Source organism: Streptomyces montanus (assembly GCF_005786655.1).
GTDB classification, from domain to species: domain Bacteria; phylum Actinomycetota; class Actinomycetes; order Streptomycetales; family Streptomycetaceae; genus Streptomyces; species Streptomyces sporangiiformans.
The window spans coordinates 55,832-73,577 of sequence record NZ_VBZC01000010.1; the positions used below are offsets into that span (position 1 = coordinate 55,832).

Genomic DNA, 17,746 nt, shown 5'->3' on the forward strand with positions numbered 1-17,746 from the left:
CATGGGGAACGCGCCCCATGCGCCGTCAGATCACCCCGTCGGTCATGACCGGTCCGCTCAACGGGTCAAGACCACCCCGACGATGAAGCCGGCCACGCCCATCAGGAGCGAGAGCGTGACGATCATGACGACGAGGATCTTGTTCGAGCGGCTCTGCATCTCGGAGGCCCGAGCCAGCTCGTTGGCGTAGGACTCCTTGTCGGCGTGCATCTCCGCCAGGCGCACCTCATACCGCCTGGCCACTGAATCCTCGACCGTCGACAACTGATGGAGCAGGTCGGTGACCCGCGCCACCTGGGAGTTGGTCTTCTCCTTCTCCAGATCGAGGTTGTGCTGCCACTCGGCGTCCCGAGCCGTCATCTGCGTGATGGCGTCCTTGCGGTTGCGTTCGAGCTCGTCCTCCATCCGGCGGATCCGGTCGGCGTGCTCAGAGCGCACCGACTTCAGGAGGTCCTGCTGCTCCCGGCGCAGGACGCCGATCTCGTCCGTGGTCCGCAGGTGCTCGGCCAGCGCCTCGGACTGGGCGATGTCGGCCTTGCGGTTGTCGTCGACGATCCGCTGAATCTCGGACTTCCACTGGTTCAGGCACTCTTCCTCGGCCGCCAAGTACTCCGACTGCCGCTCGGCCAGCACCTCGAAGACCCGCGTCTGCCCGGTCTGCATCTTCAGCGTCGCGTCCGAACGCCGGACCCGCAGGATCTCCTGCTGGTTGTGCGCGTGGGTATCCTCGATGTCCCGCTCGATCTCGGCGACGGAGTCGATCTGCTCGCGCTCCATCTTCGAGCGGTTGCGCTCCTTGTACTGCAGTTCCGCCGAGAGCGCCGCCTGCTGGGCCACCTTGGAGGCCTGCGACTCGTAGTCCTTGACGATCTCCGCCCGGCGGGCCCGGATCTTCTCATCCTTCTCCGTCTGCCGCTGCTGGTGCTCGGCCTCGGCGGCGTCCTTCAGCAGCTTGTACCGGGAGCCCGCGCGGTCGGTGGCCACATCGCGGATGACCTGCTCGGTGTGCGCCGACATGAGGTTGACGTAGAGCGCACGCAGCTCATCCTCATGCGCGGAACGGAGCTGCATCAGGTCTGCGTTGGCCTGCCGGTTGAGCTGGGCGACCTGGTCCCCGAGCCACTCCGTCGAGCCCTCGGGCACAGCGATCTGCACGACCGGCGCGCCGATGGCGAAGGTCGCGTTGAACTCATCGAGCCGGACGTCCAGGTCCAGCTCCTCGGAGAGGAACCGACGGGCGATGACGTCGCGCACCTGGGCCTGATCGGCCAGCAGCACAATGTCGCCGGCCTCCTGGTGGTCGCCCTCGACGCCGTAGCCGGCGTCGGTCTCGTCGAAACCCTCGTAACCGGCCACCTCGTCGCCGTCGTAGTCCGACTCCGACTGGACCGGGACGGTGCCCGCGTCGTCGATACCTGCGGCGTCCTCGTCGAACATGGGTGCGTCCGCCCCTTCATCCGCGTCGACGACGTCGCTGAAGAGCGGCTCGTCGCCCAGGCCCTCGTCAGCCCCCTCGACACCGGGGATCTCGTCGAAGATCGCATCCCCCTCGTCCTCCCCGAGGACCGCGGGGGCAGTGGCTCCAGCCTCGGCGACCAGGCCGCTGTGCTCCTCCCACGCCTTCTTGCCCACGGCTTCTGCGAGGCTCGTGGTACCTGCAACGACAAAGCGCGCCTGCGCGAAGGTCGCATCGTTCACCAGATCGACGAGCAGATCGCCGCTGGGCTTCTGCCACACGACGGCCCAGGCGTAGGTGGCGCCGGTGAGCAGCGAGTACTCCTCCATGCGCGCGAGAGTCTCGTCGGTGGGGATGATGCCGAAGACCTCCTCTTCGAGCATCTCTGCCGTGGCCACCGTGCGGATCTGGTCGGAGCTGATGAGCTCGATGATCGAGCCCTTCGCCTCGTCCCGGCCGTGCCGCTTGCTCAAGCCGCCGATCTCGTCAGCTGCAAGCACGAGCATCACCCAGGCCGTACCGCTGGGAAAGACGAACCGCGTGTTCGACCGCAGCAGCTCGACCGCCGCCGGGATCGCCGTCTCTCTCACCACGGAGGCCAGAAGCTCGTCGGGCTTCTTCTTCCGTTCCTTCTTCTGGCTGACCGCTGCCGCTCCCAGAATGCCCATTGACGCTCGACCCCTTCGCTAACAAAACACAGTTCATCTGGTTTATGAGTATCTTATCGCCGCCCTATAAGAGTAGGCAATCATAGGGCATTAAAGGGCTATTGACGCACGAGTCGACTCGTTCCCGCTGTCCTCGACCGGCTCATCGCACCGCGCTGACCTCGACGTAGGCGTCGGAGCTCAGCAGGTTCTTGTCGTCACTGACCAGGTCGCCGACGACGTCGATGCGGATCCGTCGTTCCGAGGGGTGCTCGTTAAGGAAGGTCGCCACCGCGGTGGCGACCTCGTCGGTCAGCTTCGCCACAGCCGCACGCGCACCGCCGGCATCAGAGTCGGTGTCGCCCTTGTCCTCGATGAGGTACTGCAGGACCCTCGCATCGACGTCGACCCGCACGTTGTGCTTGACGAACACCTCCTGCACCATCTGGCGCAGCTTCTTCCGCACGATCTTTTGCTGCGTCGGCAACGACAGCGGCTGGAAAGGCACGATCGCGTCGATACGGCCCAGCAGCTCGGGTGGAAACCGGTTGTCGCCCGTCGTCGAGGAGACAGAGCGGCGGATGAGCTTCTCGTACTCCAGCAGTTGCTTGCCCGACCCGGTGTCGTCCGCCGCGTACTGCGCGATGTCCCTGTAGATCTCCGAGCCCGCGTTCGTCGTCAGCACGATGTAGGTGTTGAGGAAGCTCACCTCGCGGTTGTTGTCGTCATTGAGTCGGCCGTCGTCGAGCACCTGCAGCAGCACGCGCGTGACCATCGCCGAGGCCTTCTCGACCTCGTCGAAAAGCAGCACCGCATGAGAGAGATCCCACACGCGCTTGGTGAGCTCAGAACGGAACGCCGCGAACGACGAGTCCTCGGCGTACTCCGTCATGTCGAACCGGATCAGGTGCCGCTGGTCGTCACCGAACAGCAGTCGCGCCAGCTGCTTCGTGAGCTCCGTGTTGTGCGTGACCACGAACTGGCCGGCCTGGTAGAGGTGCTCGTCATCGGCCACGTAGACGCACGAAGAGCGCTCCTGATGATCGAGCTTCTCGATCGACTTGACGCCCACCATGTCAAACTTCTTCACGCGCTCGCGCCCCGACGTCTCTCGCGCCGCCCGCGCAGCGATCTCACGCTTGCGCGGGAGCTCGAAGAACTGCACCTTGTCCGCGTTGCCCACCTTGACGTGGACGTCGTACTCGACCAGCTCGCGACGATCCTCCTTGGTCCGCCGCCACGTCTTCACAGAGTTCGAGACGCCGAGCGAGAAGAGCACGTTCTGCAGATCCTCGGCCAGGTCCTTCGAAGAGGTCGAGTACGACACGTTGAAGCGCCCAGACGTGCCGTCGATAGTCCCATCGGTATCGAACAGGCCCCGCACCAACGCCCAGCGCTGCTTGACCGAGGCGTGCTTGTACGCCTCCGGGATACGGCGGTCAGCGGAGTAGGTGCCCACGAGTTCCGGGACGGAAGCCAGAACGTCCTTCGTCTGGTGCAGAGCCTCGCCCCGGCCATTGGGATGCGCCCATCCGGCTGGGAAGTTCCAGCTGTAGCCGTTGCCTGCCTGCTTCGGCTCCGACCCCAGCCACTCGCCGACCGTCCACACGGTCTGATCCGCGTCGTCCGCGGCCGAGGACAGCGTCAGCTGCGACTCCGTAAGGCACCCATTGCCAATGAGCACACCGAGGACGTAGGGGTCGACCCCCAAGTTTTGCTCGGGCCATTCGACCGCCTCGTTGGCGGGAATGAAGAACTTGAGATGCTCGCGCGGGTCCCCGGCGTACGTGCGCACCACGCCACGCTCAAGCATCTCCAAGGTCGTCAACGTCACCGGCTCCACGTCCTTGCCGGCGTGCTTGTTGGAGCGCTGCTTAGCCGTGTAGACCGTCCACAGGTGCAGACCGCCGACGTCGAGCGTGCGGTCATCCCACAGCGTGACCTGGTAGACGTCCTGCATGCCCTGCGGGAAGTGACCGAGCACCTCGATCGGTCGACCGTGACGACCGAACACGAAGTCCCCGGGAACCAGATCCCCATGACGCTTCCACGCGACCGTGCCGTCCCACGAATAGACTGGAACACGCGTCGAATCGACGCAGAGCTTGCCGACGCCCGTGGAGCCCGTGAACAGCAGGCTCGCCATCGGCTTTCCCTTGTCGTTCAGGTCCGCCACCGACAGCTGCAGCCGTCTCGCCACCGCACGTGTCGCCAGGTCCTGGCTGAACACCTTCGTGTCCAGTTGCTGCTTGATCTTTGCGCCGTCGACCTTGAAGGCCACATTGACGCCGAGGGACTCCTGGAGTACATCCGAGAGCAGGTCCCGGTCCATCGGCCGATGAGTAAACCGGTGCCAGCCGACCATGGAGTCGAGCACGAGGATGGACTTGCGTGGCTGGGCGCTGGCCGGCATGTAGCGCTGGGTGTACTCGTAGATCTGCCGGAAGATGTGGTCGTCGTAGAACTCGTCGGCCACCCCGTAGCGCTCGGCCATCCCCTTGAGGATGGTGATCGTCGTCTCCTGGCCCGGCGGGTTGAGGTTGATGCGCTGCAAGCGCTCGACGAGCGGCTGGTTCGACGAAATGTGCTGGTGGAACTCCTCGTAGGTCGTCGCCGCGATGATCCTGATGCCACGGGTCCCCGAGGCGGCGAGGACCGGCTTGATCGCCTCGACGGCGGCGTCTGAGAGCTGGATGATCTGGTGGAACTCGTCGATGAAAAGGACCAGTTCGTGCGCTTCGTCCTTGACGAAGCGCTCAGCCTCGTCGAAGAAGCCCTTGAGTATCGCGGCCATGTTCTCGGCGTTGCCCGCCTCGGAGATCATGCGCGCCGGGTCCGCTTCGAGATAGAGGCGATCCGGATCCATGAACATCGTGGCCTGGACCAATGCGGTCTTACCCGTTCCGGCTTCGGCCAGCAGAAGCGCATTGCACAGCTCGGGCCGGCTCATCGAGGCCAGCAGCTGCATCGTCTCGTGCTCACGGCCGACGATGTCGCGCTCGGCCTTCTTCAGTGGCTCCGAGAGCTTGGACAGGAGTGGGTAGCGCTCATCGAGCTGTGCCTCGTGGAACATGCCGCGCAAGACCTCTCGACTGGACTGAAAATTCAACTGGAAAATCAGTCGAAATCCTATCACGAGTCGCATTCAATAGGGTATTGAATGGGGGATGCGAAAGGCCCCGGAGTCCACTCCGGGGCCTTTCGTTCCGTGCACTGGTCGCGGGTCGCTCACCCGTCGTACCCGGGCTCGCTGTCCTCCGGCGTCGGGGGCTGCTCAAACTGGTGGTTGAAGCGCTCGGTGGCGGGGGCCTTGTTGCTCCCCTCCGCGCCGGCCTTGCCCACCACCGCGCCCATACGTCCGACCAGGTCCGCGCCGAACGAGGGTGAAGCCTTCGGCGCGTCCGCGGAGGTGATCACCCCGGGAGCGGGAGCCGCTGGCTCCCGAGTCTGAGGCTGGCGCTCACGCACCACCGGGTTGAACCGCGATCCCGGCTTGCCCGGTGCCGGCGCCGACGGATAGCTGTGACGCGGCCCGCCGTGCGTTCTGGGCCCGGCCTGCGAATTCGCCGCTGGAGCCCGCAGTTTGCTGAAGGCAGGTGCAACTCTGCCGGACTGCTTGAAACCGCAGGTCAGAACGTATGCCGGGCACCAAAAAGTCCCCTGAAGTTCCAGGGGACTCCGGGCGTGTCGCAGGTCAGGGCTTCGGCCACTCCTCGCGGTAGCCGGTGAAGCCCTTGAGCGGTTCGGCGACCTCAAGCATCAGCTCACCGAGCGCCGTGGCGGTGGCGTTGTTGCCAGCGCTGACCGCCTCGCGGTAGCGCCTGACGATCGCCTTCACCACGGGCTCACCGGCGATGAACGAGGCGTTCTGCTCAAGGAAGTTGTCTACGCGGTCAGCCATGGCCCCATCCTGCCATCGGGGTACGGCAGAGCGTTCCCACACACGGGCACCAGGAGCAGGGGCGTGGCCGCGGGGGGGGGTGCCCCTATGTGTTTGGTCAAGGGAAACGGGGGTGCGGTGGGTCAACGAGCCGGGCAGCATGGCGGGGTGGCCGACCTGCTGTGGGATGACGTGAAGTGCTTCTTCGACCCGGAATTGATGGGGTCGTTGCCGGACGTGCGTGTCCCGAGCGCCTCGGTGGAGGACTGGCAGGCGGTCCTCGATCTTGTCGCGGAGAAGGGCTGGAAGTGCCAGTACTCCGAAGGAGAGACGGTGCTTCCGATGCCCCGGGCGGAGGCCGTGCTGTCCCGCCCGGCGGATGCCGAGTGCCCGGACCTGCGGGTCTGGCCGACGGCCGATGTGTTGGCGATCTTCCGTTTCCATGCCGACGATGAAGTCGACTTCGACATCGACCTGCGGGAGTTGCAGGGTCAGGACCGACTTGATGTGTTCTGCGGCTTCCTTCGGGAGATCGGGCGACGGTTGGGCAAGCCGGTGCTGATGGATCCGGAAGGCGACTATGGCCGTCCCATGCTCGGTTTCGACGTCGAGGCTGATCGTGTCGTTCTCCTCGCAGACCCGCAGGTCAGGTGACCGCGGCGGACGGCTGCGGTTCGTAGAAGGTTCCGTCGCGGAGCATGGCGAACAGGACGTCGGCCCGGCGCCTGGCGAGGCAGAGCAGGGCCTGGGTGTGGTGTTTGCCCTGGGCGATCTTCTTGTCGTAGTAGGTCCGGGAGGCCGGGTCGCCCAAGGCGGCGAACGCGGAGAGGAAGAAGGCCCGTTTGAGCTGCTTGTTTCCCCGTCGGGACGGCTGTTCACCACGCGTGCTTGGCCTTCAGCTTGGCGAACAGTTCGCGGAGCTTGGGCTCAGTGTTGGGCAGCCGCTTGTCGAACGCCTTCTTCCCGGCCGGGGTGACGGCGGTGGCGTGGTGTTCGCCCTTGCCGACGTCCAGGCCGAGGAAGACGTCGATGTCGCTGGTGTCGATCACGTGCAGGCCCCTCCATCACGCTTCGTCCGGCCTTGCCTCGGCACCGAGCTGCCACATCCACGTTACGGAGAGCTCTTCCAGCTCGGGTGAAGCCGGTGCTCAAGCCCCTCATCAGCGGTCCGTCGATGCCTCCGGACCCGGCGACACCACCCCCCGGATCATGAACAACAAGGGGGGGAAGTCATGCCGGGCCCGAAGGCCGGAGGCCCCATTGCGGAGCCGCGAAAAAGGTAACGGGGGGGGAAGTTGCTCCGCCCAGGCACCGAGCTCCGACGGCGAGGCGTTCTGCAGGTACCAGGCCGGCGGGGTGTACACGGGCTCGAACTCGTCCTCCGGCACGCCGCCGGGCCCACGCGGCTGCTGTCCGGACGTCTCGCGGCCGGTCACTTGGAACCCACCAGATTCTCTTCGGCGCCGAGCACGCGCGGCTTGCCGGTCGGGGACAGCGCCGCGAACGCCTGTCCCCGGTACACGTCGACGACGACGGGCCGGTCGGGTCGCGGACCGCCTCCTGCTTGCCCGGGACGATCGTCTCGCCGCTCATGTACCGGACGGCCGCGGGTGCAGTGCGACGCAGCGCGATCTTGTGGTGCAGCAAAACAGCTCCCTGTGTGTAGTGAGCCAAGTGGCCCGGAACGGAACAGAGGAGGGCGGCATGTCCGCCGCGTCGCTACCGCTGGGTGCTCGCGGAGCCCACTTGCTCCCACTCGCCGTCGATCACCTGCGCGCTCTGCGGGGTGAGTGCGGCCAGGAGCTGCCCCTGGTACGTGTCGTTGATCGAGTAGATCTCGCCGCTCCCGCTGGCGCCGAGGGCGATCTGTGCCTCGCCCGCATGGAGGTAGCCATTGGGGTACTGCGGCTTGACCACCGTCTTCTGGGTGTGCGCGGTCCCGGCGACAGCAAGGACTCCGCCGTTGGCCAGCCGCAGCGCGTACACCGTGCTGGAGGCCGGCTCCGCGGTGACGAACCAGCTGTCCGCGATGTTCTTTCCGGTCTGGTCGTCCTTGCCGGTGCCGTGCGACTTGTAGTGCCAGTAGCTGCTGATGGCTTCCTTGGTCTCCGCGGTGGAGGCCAGCTTCTTGCCCTCCTGCGCCCCTCCGGTTTCCCACAGGTCCTCGTACGCGGTGCGGAGCTGGTTCGGAGCCAGCGCACCGACCTGCTGTGCGGGGTCGACGCTCTCGGCCAGCCCGCGCCGGTCGACGGCGATCTTGGGCAGTGTGGTCTTCTTGCCCAGCCAGACCGCCCCGGACATCTTGTACGGGCCGCCGTCCGCCTTGTCGAAGACGAACACGCCGCGGGACTTGTCGCCGTCGGAGGAGGTGGCCGTCATGGCGAACCACGTGCCGTCGGCCGGGATGATGTACTGGCGGTTCTCGTACGCGAACGGGCTTGAGTGGGTCTTCTGCTTCTTCGCCGTCCACGTCTTCCACTGCTTGTAAACGCCCTGGTCCTGGGCGTAGGGAACCCCTGCTTCTACGGTGCCCAGCAGCTTGGCGTCCCGTGCGGCATTCGCGGCGTTGTTCACGGCCTGGAAGTGGTCGACCACCTGCTGGGCGGCCGCCTTGCTGATCGCTCCCTTGGGGGCGGGGGTGCGGCTCGCGCTCGGCGTCGGGCTGCCAGTGCTGCCGGCGCTGCCGGTGTCCGAGCCTGCGCTGCACGCGCCGAGGGCGAGCGCCGCGGCGGTGCTCAGGGCCGTGAGCGCCAGCGGACGCAGGTGGGCAAGGCGCGTGGATGGGGACATGCTGAGGTTCCTTCCGGGAACGGTGACGGTGGAGATGTTCTGTGCGGTGTGTTGCGTGCGGTGGACGTGGTTGAGGTTCAGGCCGGTGGCCTGCGGCGGCGGCGGACTCCGGCCGCGGTGGCGGCGAGCACGGCTATGCGACGTGCAGACATGTACAAACCTCCATAAAGGAGGTGCGGTTGGGGAGGGGTGTGCCTCGGCGAGAGGTAGGTGGTCAGGCAATGGACGCGATGTCGGGCGCCGGCATCGCCGAGGCCTGGAAGGCGGGGCCTGGCACGTGGTCAGGTCACGGCGCATCGGCCCCATCGCTCCGCGAGGGAGCGGTCTGGGGGCGCGTCGCGTCGGCGGTGCGCGGTGGTGCTAGAACCAGCTGGCGGCGACCCAGCCCTTCATGCCGTACGAGCCGCTGGACAGGGACTTGCCGTAGTACCAGCGGTTGCCGTACTTGTTCTTGGCGGAGCACTCCACCCAGAACTCGCCGGCGGAGTCGAGCTGGCCCTTCTTCTTGTAGGCCACGCCCGGGCCGGTGCGGATGGCCGGCCATTCCAGGTTGGGGCCCCAAACGGAGTGGTTTCGGTCGTTGCGGGTACAGCCGGCCGAGCCGACCGCGGAGGCTGGAGTGACCGCCGCGGCGATTCCGCCGAGCAGGACTGAGGTGGCCGTCGTTGTCATGACGGCGTTGCGGATGGCGGATCGCATGAGAAGAACCCTTCGGTTGGAGGTGTTCGTCGAGGTGCGGGGGCCGCTGGAGGCGCGGCCCCGCCCAGCGCAGCGGACGCGCTAGGGATCTGTGGATCAGCCGTGCGAAGCCGGCTGATCGCCCTGACGGGAGCGGTGCCGCGAGTACGTCGAGGCACCCATGGCAGCGAGGCCGACGGCGAGCATTCCGCTTGCGATGACGGCGAGTTCGCCAGGTGACATCCAGGGGCCTTTCGAATCAGGCTTGACTCGACCTCGGTCTCAGCCGACCGCCGGCTCGTCGACCTCGACCTCGGCTGCCTGCTCCTGCTTGACCTCGGGAGCAGGGGCCTGAGCCTGCGACTCCTTGGCCGCCGCCCGTGCCTCGCGGGCGGCGCGCATGGACGCGAACTGGTTGTCCAGCGTCTTGTCGTCGACCTTGAACTCGGAGGCCTCGACGGACTTGGTGTTGACCACCAGGCCAGTGCCGCGCGTCGCGGGCATCACGTTGCCCTTGAAGCCGTAGATGGTGCCGACCTCGTTGCCGTCCTTGTTCAGGATCGGCTCGGTGTTCGGACCCGCGGCCTTGATGATCTCCTCCATCTGACCGGTGGAGTACGGAGCGCCGTTGTTGTAGCGGACCTTGCCGCCCTCACCCTGAACCCGATCGGACTTCAGGTGCAGGTTCGTCTGCTCCGGACCGCGCGGATCTCGAGCGTCGAGCTGGACGTCGGCGTACTGGGACTTGCCGTCCTTGGTGACGCCGTTCTTGTAGACCTTCGCGATGAGGTTGACTCCGGTCATCGCGCCCTTGCCCTTGAGAAGTGCCATGATCTTTTCCTTCCGTTCGTTCCGACTGCCCTCTGACAAGTCGGCCGCGATCAGTCACATCGTCCGGACAGGGCATTGATCCCGCCGAACGCTCTTCACGCTAATACTGTTATAGAGCATTCGACAAGAATCACGACTAGTCTTTGTGTTCGCGTTGGAAGTCAGTCGAGATGGGAGGTGACTGCGAGTCGAATGCCATCCCGGTATCCGCTGTGGTCACAGCCTGATCGACCTGGGCCTGGACCCGCACGACGAGGCCGGCGTCCAGTGACGAAGCCTTGGACCGCCGCAGCCGCTCGGCCTGCTCGCGCTCGGCGCGCAGCTCCGCGATCCGGGAGCGCAACACAAGGGCGCTGGATTCCTCGTCCGTCGGCTGAGGTGTCAGCTCCCGGGAGACCCGTGTCATCGCCGCGACATCGTCCACTGGCAGATCGGGAATTGCCTCGGCCTGGCCGGACTGGTCCAGGTAGTCCATCGCCGCCAGCAGCAGCCGCCGGCGGTCCCTGGTCGTCTCGACGAAGGTCTGGTGTGCGTGCGGCCCGATCTCGACGTCGGTGACGAAGTCGTAGCCCAGGTGGTGCAGGTCCAGGGCCTTGACCTCGTCGAAGTCATACGCGGCACCGCCGACGATTTTGAAGTCCGTGCTGACCGCGTCCGTCTCCGTACTCGCCTGGTCCTCGGCGCTCGACCCCACGCGCAGCACCAGGCCGGAGGAAGCGAGGTCAGCCCGCAGGCCGTCCAGCTTCTGGTCGTAGGACTGCTTCATCGTCCGGATGCGCGCGTCCAGCACCGCCCGGCCGCGCTTGCCTTCGGTCAGAAGCCGGCCGCCGGGCTGATCGTAGATCGTCCGGCCCAGGTTCTCTGCCTCCTCGGAGTCTTTCATCCGCTGCAGGGAGGCATCCGCGCGCAGCGCCATGAGCGAGAGCAGCCGCTGGCCGTAGGTCGCCACGTCCTGCTGTTGCTCGTACCACTGGCCGGCGTCTCCGAGGAAGGGCAGGAAGTGCCGGTACTTGCTCATCAGCCGCCGGTGGTAGTTCTCCTCGAAGCGGTAGAAGTCGTAGAGCGGGCGCGAGTCCTCGGCGGCGACGCCGGCGTTCTCGGCCTGTTCCCACTGGTGCGTGAGGTCGCGGTAGACCCCGGCCTTCTCCCGGTGATGCTGCAGGCGTGAGGCGTAGCTGCGCAGTCGGAAGCCGAAGGAGACCAAGTCGGCCTCAGCATTCTCGTCTTCGCTCTGCCGGTCCGCGGCGAGCGCCGCCATCTGCTGGTAGTCCATCCCCATGACTTCGAGCATCGGCGTGCGCACCCGCAGCTCCGACTCCGGCATGGCCCGCAGCATCTGGTAGATGCCGTTGACGGCGCGCTCCATGATCTGCGTACGTCCCTGCTCGACCAGCTTCTGCCATTCCTCCGTGCTCAGAAACTCTTTCGCGCGGCGCTCGTTGGCGTAGTCGACGATGCGTTCCATGGCCTCCGGCATCGGGGACCCGGCACGGTCGAGTTGCTCTTTCACGAGTTCGGTCACCAGTTGGTTCGCCTTGCGCATGCGGGCGTCATTCGAGCCGGCGCGCCACAACGTTCGGTCTGCCGGCAGGCAGGCGAGCAGGAACTGCGGCAGGGACTCGGCGCGGATCCGCTCGTGCGCCCACCGCTTGATGAAGGTGGTGACGTTGCGCCGCTCGTAGCCGACGGCGCTGGAGAGATGAGCCACCGCCTGCTTCTCATCGAGCCAGGCGTCAACACCGCGGCGGAGCCTGGACTTGTGCCGGTCCAGGAGCTTGCCGCGCTGCGTACCGGTCTTCGTCACCTGGCCTCGGCCGGCGTCGACCATGGCCAGGTGGCAGTGCACGTGCTCGGTGTCGACCTGGATGACCCCGACGTAGCGCAGGTCGTCGAAGCCGCTGGTGCCTGAGCTCATCCGCTCCAGACCGTGCATGATCGCCAGGCGCAGCTTCATCTGGTCGATGTGGCCGCGGTAGTCGCCGCGAGCTTCGCAGTGGAAGTCCTGATCGACGATGCGGTGCTTCCTCAGGTACTCCTCGTCGAAGGACAGCACCGTCTTGAGCACGGTCTTGCCGTTCTCGAAGTGCTGTTGGATGTCGTTGCCTGCCGCGCGCAGCTGCTCGTCGGAGAGTGAGACCGAGCCGTAGCCGAAGGCCACGCCGCCGTCGCCCTGGGCCTGGCGCATCTCATGTTTCGCCGCACTCCGCGAGATACCGGCGCGCTCGACGGCCGACTCCCGCGCCATGTAGCGCATGATGAAATCGTCGGTGCGCAGGCGCTGGATGGGAGCCAGCGACTCGGTCGCCTGCTCGCGGGCCATGTACCGGGTGACGTAGTCACCCGGCGTCGCACCGCGCGATCCCTTGCCGCCGGGCAGCGGCACACTGAACTCGTTGACCACGATGATGTCCTGCTTCAGACCCATCGTCGCTCTCCCTCTTGTCTCGGTACCGATGCACTACGGCCCCGGCTGCTGTTCGCCCGCGGCCGGGGCCGTGCTCGTCATGCCTGATCCGTCCTCAGGACCCCAGGCTCTGCTCGCCGTCCTCGCCGAAGTCCAGATCGGCCGCACGCTGGGCCACGTGGCGCTTGCGCTCGTCCAGGCTCGGAGCGGGCTTGACCTCACGTCGTCGGGTCTCCTGTTCCTGCTCCTCCAGCTCCAGGTCGAGATCCAGGTTCAGGTCGCGCTGCGCCTCACGGGCCGGAACCGGGGGAGCGAACGGCTCCTTCTGCTCCTCGGCCCGGTGCAGAGCCCCAGCCACGCGCTCCCGGTAGAGGTTCTCCGTGGTGCCTTCGGTGCTCGCGCGCTCGGTCTGGTACTGCTCCCGTTCGGCGGCGATCTCCGCTTCGATCTGCTGCAGACGCGCGCTCATGCCGTCAGTGACCGGCGCTGCCTCAGGCACGAGCGCTCCGACGACCTGCTTGACCTCGGTGTCCAGGCCCAGCTCGTCCTCGGTGAACAGCGAGTTGATCGCGTCTGAACGTGCCTTCAGCCCGCGTGCATCGACTACGGCCTCAGCCCGCGGGACGCCGTCCGTGGAGTGGTCGGCGAAGTAGCCGGCGAGGTCGTAGCCGCTGGACTCGAGATCGATCTCCAGGCCTCCGATGTCGTGGATCTGGGTGAAGACCACGGGCGTATCGTCTTCGGTCTGCGCCCCCGACGGAGCGAGGACAAGCATGTCCGCCGTGGCCGGCAGCTCCCACTCGATCCCGGTGACCTGTTCGGGCACTGCGAAGCCGCTCGTGAAGTAGCCCTTGCTGGCGAGCACGACCAGCTGCTGGTCGTCGAACTCGTAGAAGGCGTCTACCTTCTCGCCCTGGCCGGGGGAGTAGGTCACCTGGGAGATGCCAAACGGCAGGACCTTGGCCGGGGTGACCGAGCGGAGCTCGCCCGTCATGTGTAGATAGGGGCGGTAGTTCTCCTCCTTGCCCCGGTGCTTGAGGTCGAGCGATTCGACCATGACGCCGAGCTCGGCGGTCACCCCCTCCAGCCGGTACGTCTCCACTCCTCGTTCACGCCGGACACGGCGGGCCCATACGTCGTTCATCGTCAGTCCTGCGGTGCGCATCACTTGCTCCTCTTGCGGTTGGTCTTGCTCTGGTTGGTGGTCCTGGTCGTGGACTTCGGTGTGACGTCGGCCCCGGTCGCCTCGCCCCGGGCGTCCCGGATCTTCGCGATCATCCGCGTTGCCCAGCGCCACATGCCGCGCATCACAACGATCTCGCCCGCGGCGAGCAGTGCGACCAGGAAGAGGAGCGGCATCAGCCACATGGCGATGGTTCCGTCCGCACTGAGCGCACCCCGGGATGCGCCCGACTGCTGGTGCAGCCATGCGCCCAGCAGCGGGATGATGACCGTGGCCGTGATGAACGCCAGCAGGTAGTCGGCGAGAAGGACGATGGCCCGGAAGAACCCCGCCCACACCACGACGGAGAACCTGCCGGTCTCCTTCTTCGGGGCCAGACGCCGCCATCCGGTGCGCAGCTTCGAGTCCTTCTGTTCCTTCGCGGGCTTCGCCGTGGTCTTCTTCGCTGTCGCGGCCGTGCTTGTCGGGGCGGTCGTCTCGGTCTTCTCCAGGGTCTGGGTCGACATGTTCGTGTCCTTATGTCTCGTCGGGGTCTTCTGGGGTGCGTGCTGAAGCGGTGGGCGCTTTGCTCACCCGGTCGGCTTGGGGGAGGGCTGTTCCTCGCTGGCGGCAGCGAGGGTGTCGCGGGTCTTGCTGGAGGCCCGATAGGCGTCCAGCGACATCACCGTGCCGTCGTGAGAGGTGGAGTAGGTGAAGACCAGGAACTCGCTCTTGGCAGCGCTGTTCTGATCCGGTCCGACGCGGACTGGATCGAGCCGGGCCACCCCCGTGTAGGAGTAGTTCAGGCCCTGCACCCGACTCACACCGATGTCCAGATCAGCGAGCGTGTACGTCGTCCCAGCGCCCTTCGTGGCTGCGGTCGCCGTCATCCACTCCGGCACGAACTCGGTGAGCACCCGGGACTTGTGGTCGAGGAAGTCGTAGCGCGCGTCGAGTAGTACCTGCTGCTCCTTGACGGTCCGGGTCGACGTCGAGCTGTCGGTGAGGCTGAGCAGGAGGGACCGGCCCGTCGCCCTGTCACGGTTCACCCGCTCGATGTCCATGCCCGGCAGCTGAACCAGCAGCGCCGTGTGCTGTGTTGCGAGCTTGGCCTGGGCGTCGCCGAGGTTGCTTTCGAGCTTTTGAACAACCGCATCGACCTGGGTGTCCGACGCGGCCGGGCCGTCGCTGAGCAGGCTGGCTCCGAGCGTGACCACCGAGAGCGCGAGCAGCGCCCCGGTACCGCCGAGCAGGATCTTCCCGGCGTGCTGGCGCAGCTTGTCCTTGATCTCCTCGTTCACGGTGCCTTCACCTCCTGCTTCAGGGCCTCGCCGGTGGCCGTCGTGTCGGTCTGGATGTTCACGAACGCCTTGCGGACCAGGTCGTAGTCGGCGCGGGCCCAGGCCAGCACCGCCGGCTTCTCGCCCGCACCGGTCCTGGTCTCCCTCGCCAGCCAGGTCACCGTGATGGTGCTGTCGTCGTTGACCAGGTAGGGCACCTGGGCGACCCACTCAAAGCCGGAGTTGAAGCTCATCGGGATCCCGACGCCGGCTGCCACGTCCCTGTCACTGGCGAGCAGGTACCACGGTCCCAGGTTCGCCTGGTGCACCGAGGGGGCGAAGTAGGGGATGAGGTTGCGCAGTGTCGACTGAGGCGTCGCCGTGTCGAGCGTGCCGCCGTCTGCTGCCACGCTGGGCGTCAGGTAGCGGTAGTTGTTCTGCAGCTTTGCGACCTGACCAGCCGCCGTCAGGGCCGCGGTCAGACCACGCTCGGCGTCGTCGGCCTTCGGCAGCGCCGCCGTCTTCGCCTCGGTGATCCTGATCTGCTCCTGCAGAGAGGAGATCTCCGGCGCAGCCGTATCGCTCACCGCGCTCTGACCGCCGGAGAACCCCGCGGAGAGTACGAAGCACAGCAGTGCGCCCACACCCATGCTCACGCCGGCCACGAGGGTGCGCTTGCGCAGGCCGCCCGCGGGCTCCGTCTGCTCAGGAGTGTCCGCGCCCTCCTGCGAGGACGCGGACGTCGCGACGAAGCGCGTCTTGCGGACTGCGCTCCCACCCGACTCATCGGTCTGTGTCGATGCCATTGGTCCTCAACTCGCCGCTTCACTCGAATATCAGTGCAACTCTATCAATGAGACGAGTCGAAAGGGAGTCTCGGTTATCCGGAATGGCGAGTCTCGCCACTCGCCGGGACGCCGGAGAGATTCGAGACCTTGCCCTGGGCGTCGACCGTGACGAAGAGCAGCGCGTGCCGGTGCGCCGTGACACTGGCTTTGCTCGACTTGTTCTGGGTCACTGCGTCGGAGGTGACCTCGACATCGGCCAGGGCGGCGTAGGTGTAGACGCCCGCCTTGACGTCGACGACTTCGATGTCCGGATCCGCGCCGAGGGCCGAGTTCAGGCCGACCGTGTCGATGTAGTAGTAACGCCGCCCCTGGGAGTCCTCGTTGAACCTCGACGGAGGCATGAATGACTTCAGGAACGTCTCGTTCTCGGTGAGGCCGAACCGGCTCTTCAGGCTCTCGCGCGCCGCCTCGTAGCTCTGTCCCGAGTCCCACGTGAAGGCCATCGAGAGCAGCGACTTGATGCGCTCACCGTCGGTGCTCAGCCGGTTCTGGCTGACACCCAGGGCCGCCATAACGTCCGCGTTCACCTGCTCGGCGTTCTTCTTCTGGATGCCTGCCAGATGTCCCTCGACGTCGTTGATCTGGGCTTCCTGCCCAGCCAGGGCCGCGTGCTGGCTGCCCCAGGTCACACCGGCAACTGTCGCGACGACCGTGAGGACCGCTGCCGTCACCAGGACCGAGAGGTTGCGTCGGAAGAATCCCCGCCGCGTGGATGCTGCCGTCTGCTCCGTCATCGCTTCCCGCCCTTCTTCTGTGTGCCCGTGCCGCTGAGTTCAGGGACTCCGGACCCGGCCGGCATCTTGATCGCGGGGTTCTCGTACTGAGCCCCAGCGGCGGTCATCACGAGCGCCAAGTGGCCGAAGGCCCCCGTCGTGGCGTTGCGCACGTAGCGCGCGCTCGCCCAGGCGAGCACCTCGCCGCTCTTCGTGTCTCGGCACAGCCAGACGACCTTTGCCTGGTTCGTCGCGCCCGAGCCGTCCTTCACGCTCAGATCGGGCATCACCGTCTCGACCTTCCATGCGTACGTGCTCGGGGCAGCTGCGTTCTGGCCGGCGTAGCGGATGTACCAGGCGTGGCGCGGATCGATCTCGGTGGTCGCATCGAACGGCGTCAGCGACGAGGTGCTGTACGCCTCCTTGTCACTGACCAGGAAGGAGTCCTTGCTGAACAGCGCTGCCATGTCCCGGCGGTGCTTGATGATCTCCAGCGTGGCCTGGTTCGGAGCCCCGTTGTTCCGGCTGGGCTGGACGCTGGCCTGGTGGTACAACGTGGCGAAGGTCTGCTCCCCGGTCGCGACCTCCTTCGCGTCGGCGGCTGCCGCCTCGGTGAGCCTGGACAACTGCGCGCCGGCGTCCGCCTTCACGGGCGTGGACCGGGCATCATCCAGCTGTCCCTTGAGCTGGACGATCTGGGCCTCGTTGTCCGCCGTGCTCGCCTTGAAGCTCTCGCCGGCCACGCCCGTGGCGACGACCAGGGCGAGGATCCCGACCCCCATCACTGCGGTCACGCTGCGTCGGATCAGGCGCGCGTTGTCCTCCGGGCTGCGTGTCTGGACCCGTTCGCGCTGGCGCATCGTCCAGCTCGCGAAGCGCTCTTCGAGCTCAGCTCCGGTGACCTTCTTGCGCGTCTTCGGTGCCGCGGGCTTCTCTTCGGGCATCGACCCGGTCTCCTGCTCGGGGCCCGTGCTCTCGGACTCGTCATGGGCTGTCGTCACGGAACGCACTCCTCACTCCACATTGCTCTCATAAACGACTCAAGTCTATCTATAAA

General features: G+C 66.4%; 16 protein-coding genes and 1 pseudogene. 1 reads left to right on the plus strand and 16 read right to left on the minus strand.

The window, feature by feature from the left end; all coding sequences use genetic code 11:
* Positions 1–57: 57 nt before the first annotated feature.
* The 4 genes from FE633_RS10925 to FE633_RS10940 all read right to left on the minus strand — a co-directional run bounded on the left by FE633_RS10925 (position 58) and on the right by FE633_RS10940 (position 6,004).
* Complete coding sequence (locus FE633_RS10925; protein WP_138044926.1) at positions 58–2,124, minus strand: hypothetical protein; 2,067 nt, start codon at positions 2,122–2,124, stop codon at positions 58–60.
* Positions 2,125–2,266: 142 nt separating this feature from the next.
* The gene (locus tag FE633_RS10930; protein ID WP_138044927.1) at positions 2,267–5,176 is read right to left on the minus strand and encodes an AAA family ATPase; all 2,910 of its coding nucleotides are present in this window, start codon (positions 5,174–5,176) and stop codon (positions 2,267–2,269) included.
* Between the two features lie 155 nt (positions 5,177–5,331).
* The gene (locus FE633_RS10935) at positions 5,332–5,520 is read right to left on the minus strand and encodes a hypothetical protein (RefSeq protein WP_138044928.1); all 189 of its coding nucleotides are present in this window, start codon (positions 5,518–5,520) and stop codon (positions 5,332–5,334) included.
* 277 nt (positions 5,521–5,797) lie between these two features.
* Positions 5,798–6,004: a hypothetical protein gene (locus FE633_RS10940; protein WP_138044929.1), complete on the minus strand. Its 207-nt coding sequence runs from the start codon at positions 6,002–6,004 to the stop codon at positions 5,798–5,800.
* Between the two features lie 147 nt (positions 6,005–6,151).
* On the opposite strand from FE633_RS10940, the gene FE633_RS10945 reads away from it, so the two are divergent.
* Positions 6,152–6,637: a hypothetical protein gene (locus FE633_RS10945; protein WP_171059894.1), complete on the plus strand. Its 486-nt coding sequence runs from the start codon at positions 6,152–6,154 to the stop codon at positions 6,635–6,637.
* On the opposite strand, the pseudogene FE633_RS48265 reads toward FE633_RS10945, so the two are convergent.
* From FE633_RS48265 to FE633_RS11000, 12 genes and pseudogenes are all read right to left on the minus strand, one after another.
* A pseudogene (locus tag FE633_RS48265) lies at positions 6,630–6,872 on the minus strand (IS110 family transposase); the annotation flags it as partial. The gene FE633_RS10945 and the pseudogene FE633_RS48265 overlap by 8 nt on opposite strands.
* A complete protein-coding gene (locus FE633_RS48270; protein WP_246113553.1) occupies positions 6,859–7,032 on the minus strand; it encodes an IS110 family transposase in 174 nt (57 codons plus the stop codon). The gene FE633_RS48270 and the pseudogene FE633_RS48265, both read right to left, overlap by 14 nt.
* A gap of 670 nt (positions 7,033–7,702) precedes the next feature.
* On the minus strand, positions 7,703–8,773 hold the full coding sequence (locus FE633_RS10955) for a DUF8094 domain-containing protein (RefSeq protein ID WP_138044930.1): 1,071 nt from the start codon (positions 8,771–8,773) through the stop codon (positions 7,703–7,705).
* A gap of 360 nt (positions 8,774–9,133) precedes the next feature.
* Entirely contained in the window at positions 9,134–9,472 is a 339-nt protein-coding gene (locus FE633_RS10960; protein WP_138044932.1) for a hypothetical protein, read from the minus strand.
* A gap of 261 nt (positions 9,473–9,733) precedes the next feature.
* The gene (locus FE633_RS10965) at positions 9,734–10,282 is read right to left on the minus strand and encodes a hypothetical protein (protein WP_138044933.1); all 549 of its coding nucleotides are present in this window, start codon (positions 10,280–10,282) and stop codon (positions 9,734–9,736) included.
* A gap of 136 nt (positions 10,283–10,418) precedes the next feature.
* A complete protein-coding gene (gene mobL / locus FE633_RS10970) occupies positions 10,419–12,707 on the minus strand; it encodes a relaxase MobL (protein ID WP_138044934.1) in 2,289 nt (762 codons plus the stop codon).
* 94 nt (positions 12,708–12,801) lie between these two features.
* Entirely contained in the window at positions 12,802–13,851 is a 1,050-nt protein-coding gene (locus tag FE633_RS10975; RefSeq protein WP_138044935.1) for a hypothetical protein, read from the minus strand.
* A complete protein-coding gene (locus FE633_RS10980; RefSeq protein ID WP_138044936.1) occupies positions 13,851–14,375 on the minus strand; it encodes a hypothetical protein in 525 nt (174 codons plus the stop codon). Before FE633_RS10980 ends, FE633_RS10975 begins: the two co-directional genes overlap by 1 nt.
* A gap of 63 nt (positions 14,376–14,438) precedes the next feature.
* The gene (locus FE633_RS10985; RefSeq protein WP_138044937.1) at positions 14,439–15,149 is read right to left on the minus strand and encodes a hypothetical protein; all 711 of its coding nucleotides are present in this window, start codon (positions 15,147–15,149) and stop codon (positions 14,439–14,441) included.
* Positions 15,146–15,934, minus strand: a complete 789-nt coding sequence (locus FE633_RS10990) for a hypothetical protein (RefSeq protein WP_138044938.1) — start codon at positions 15,932–15,934, stop codon at positions 15,146–15,148. The genes FE633_RS10985 and FE633_RS10990 overlap by 4 nt, the downstream gene beginning before the upstream one ends.
* 74 nt (positions 15,935–16,008) lie before the next feature.
* The gene (locus FE633_RS10995) at positions 16,009–16,710 is read right to left on the minus strand and encodes a hypothetical protein (protein ID WP_138044939.1); all 702 of its coding nucleotides are present in this window, start codon (positions 16,708–16,710) and stop codon (positions 16,009–16,011) included.
* Positions 16,707–17,690, minus strand: a complete 984-nt coding sequence (locus FE633_RS11000) for a hypothetical protein (RefSeq protein ID WP_138044940.1) — start codon at positions 17,688–17,690, stop codon at positions 16,707–16,709. Before FE633_RS11000 ends, FE633_RS10995 begins: the two co-directional genes overlap by 4 nt.
* Positions 17,691–17,746 lie beyond the last annotated feature (56 nt).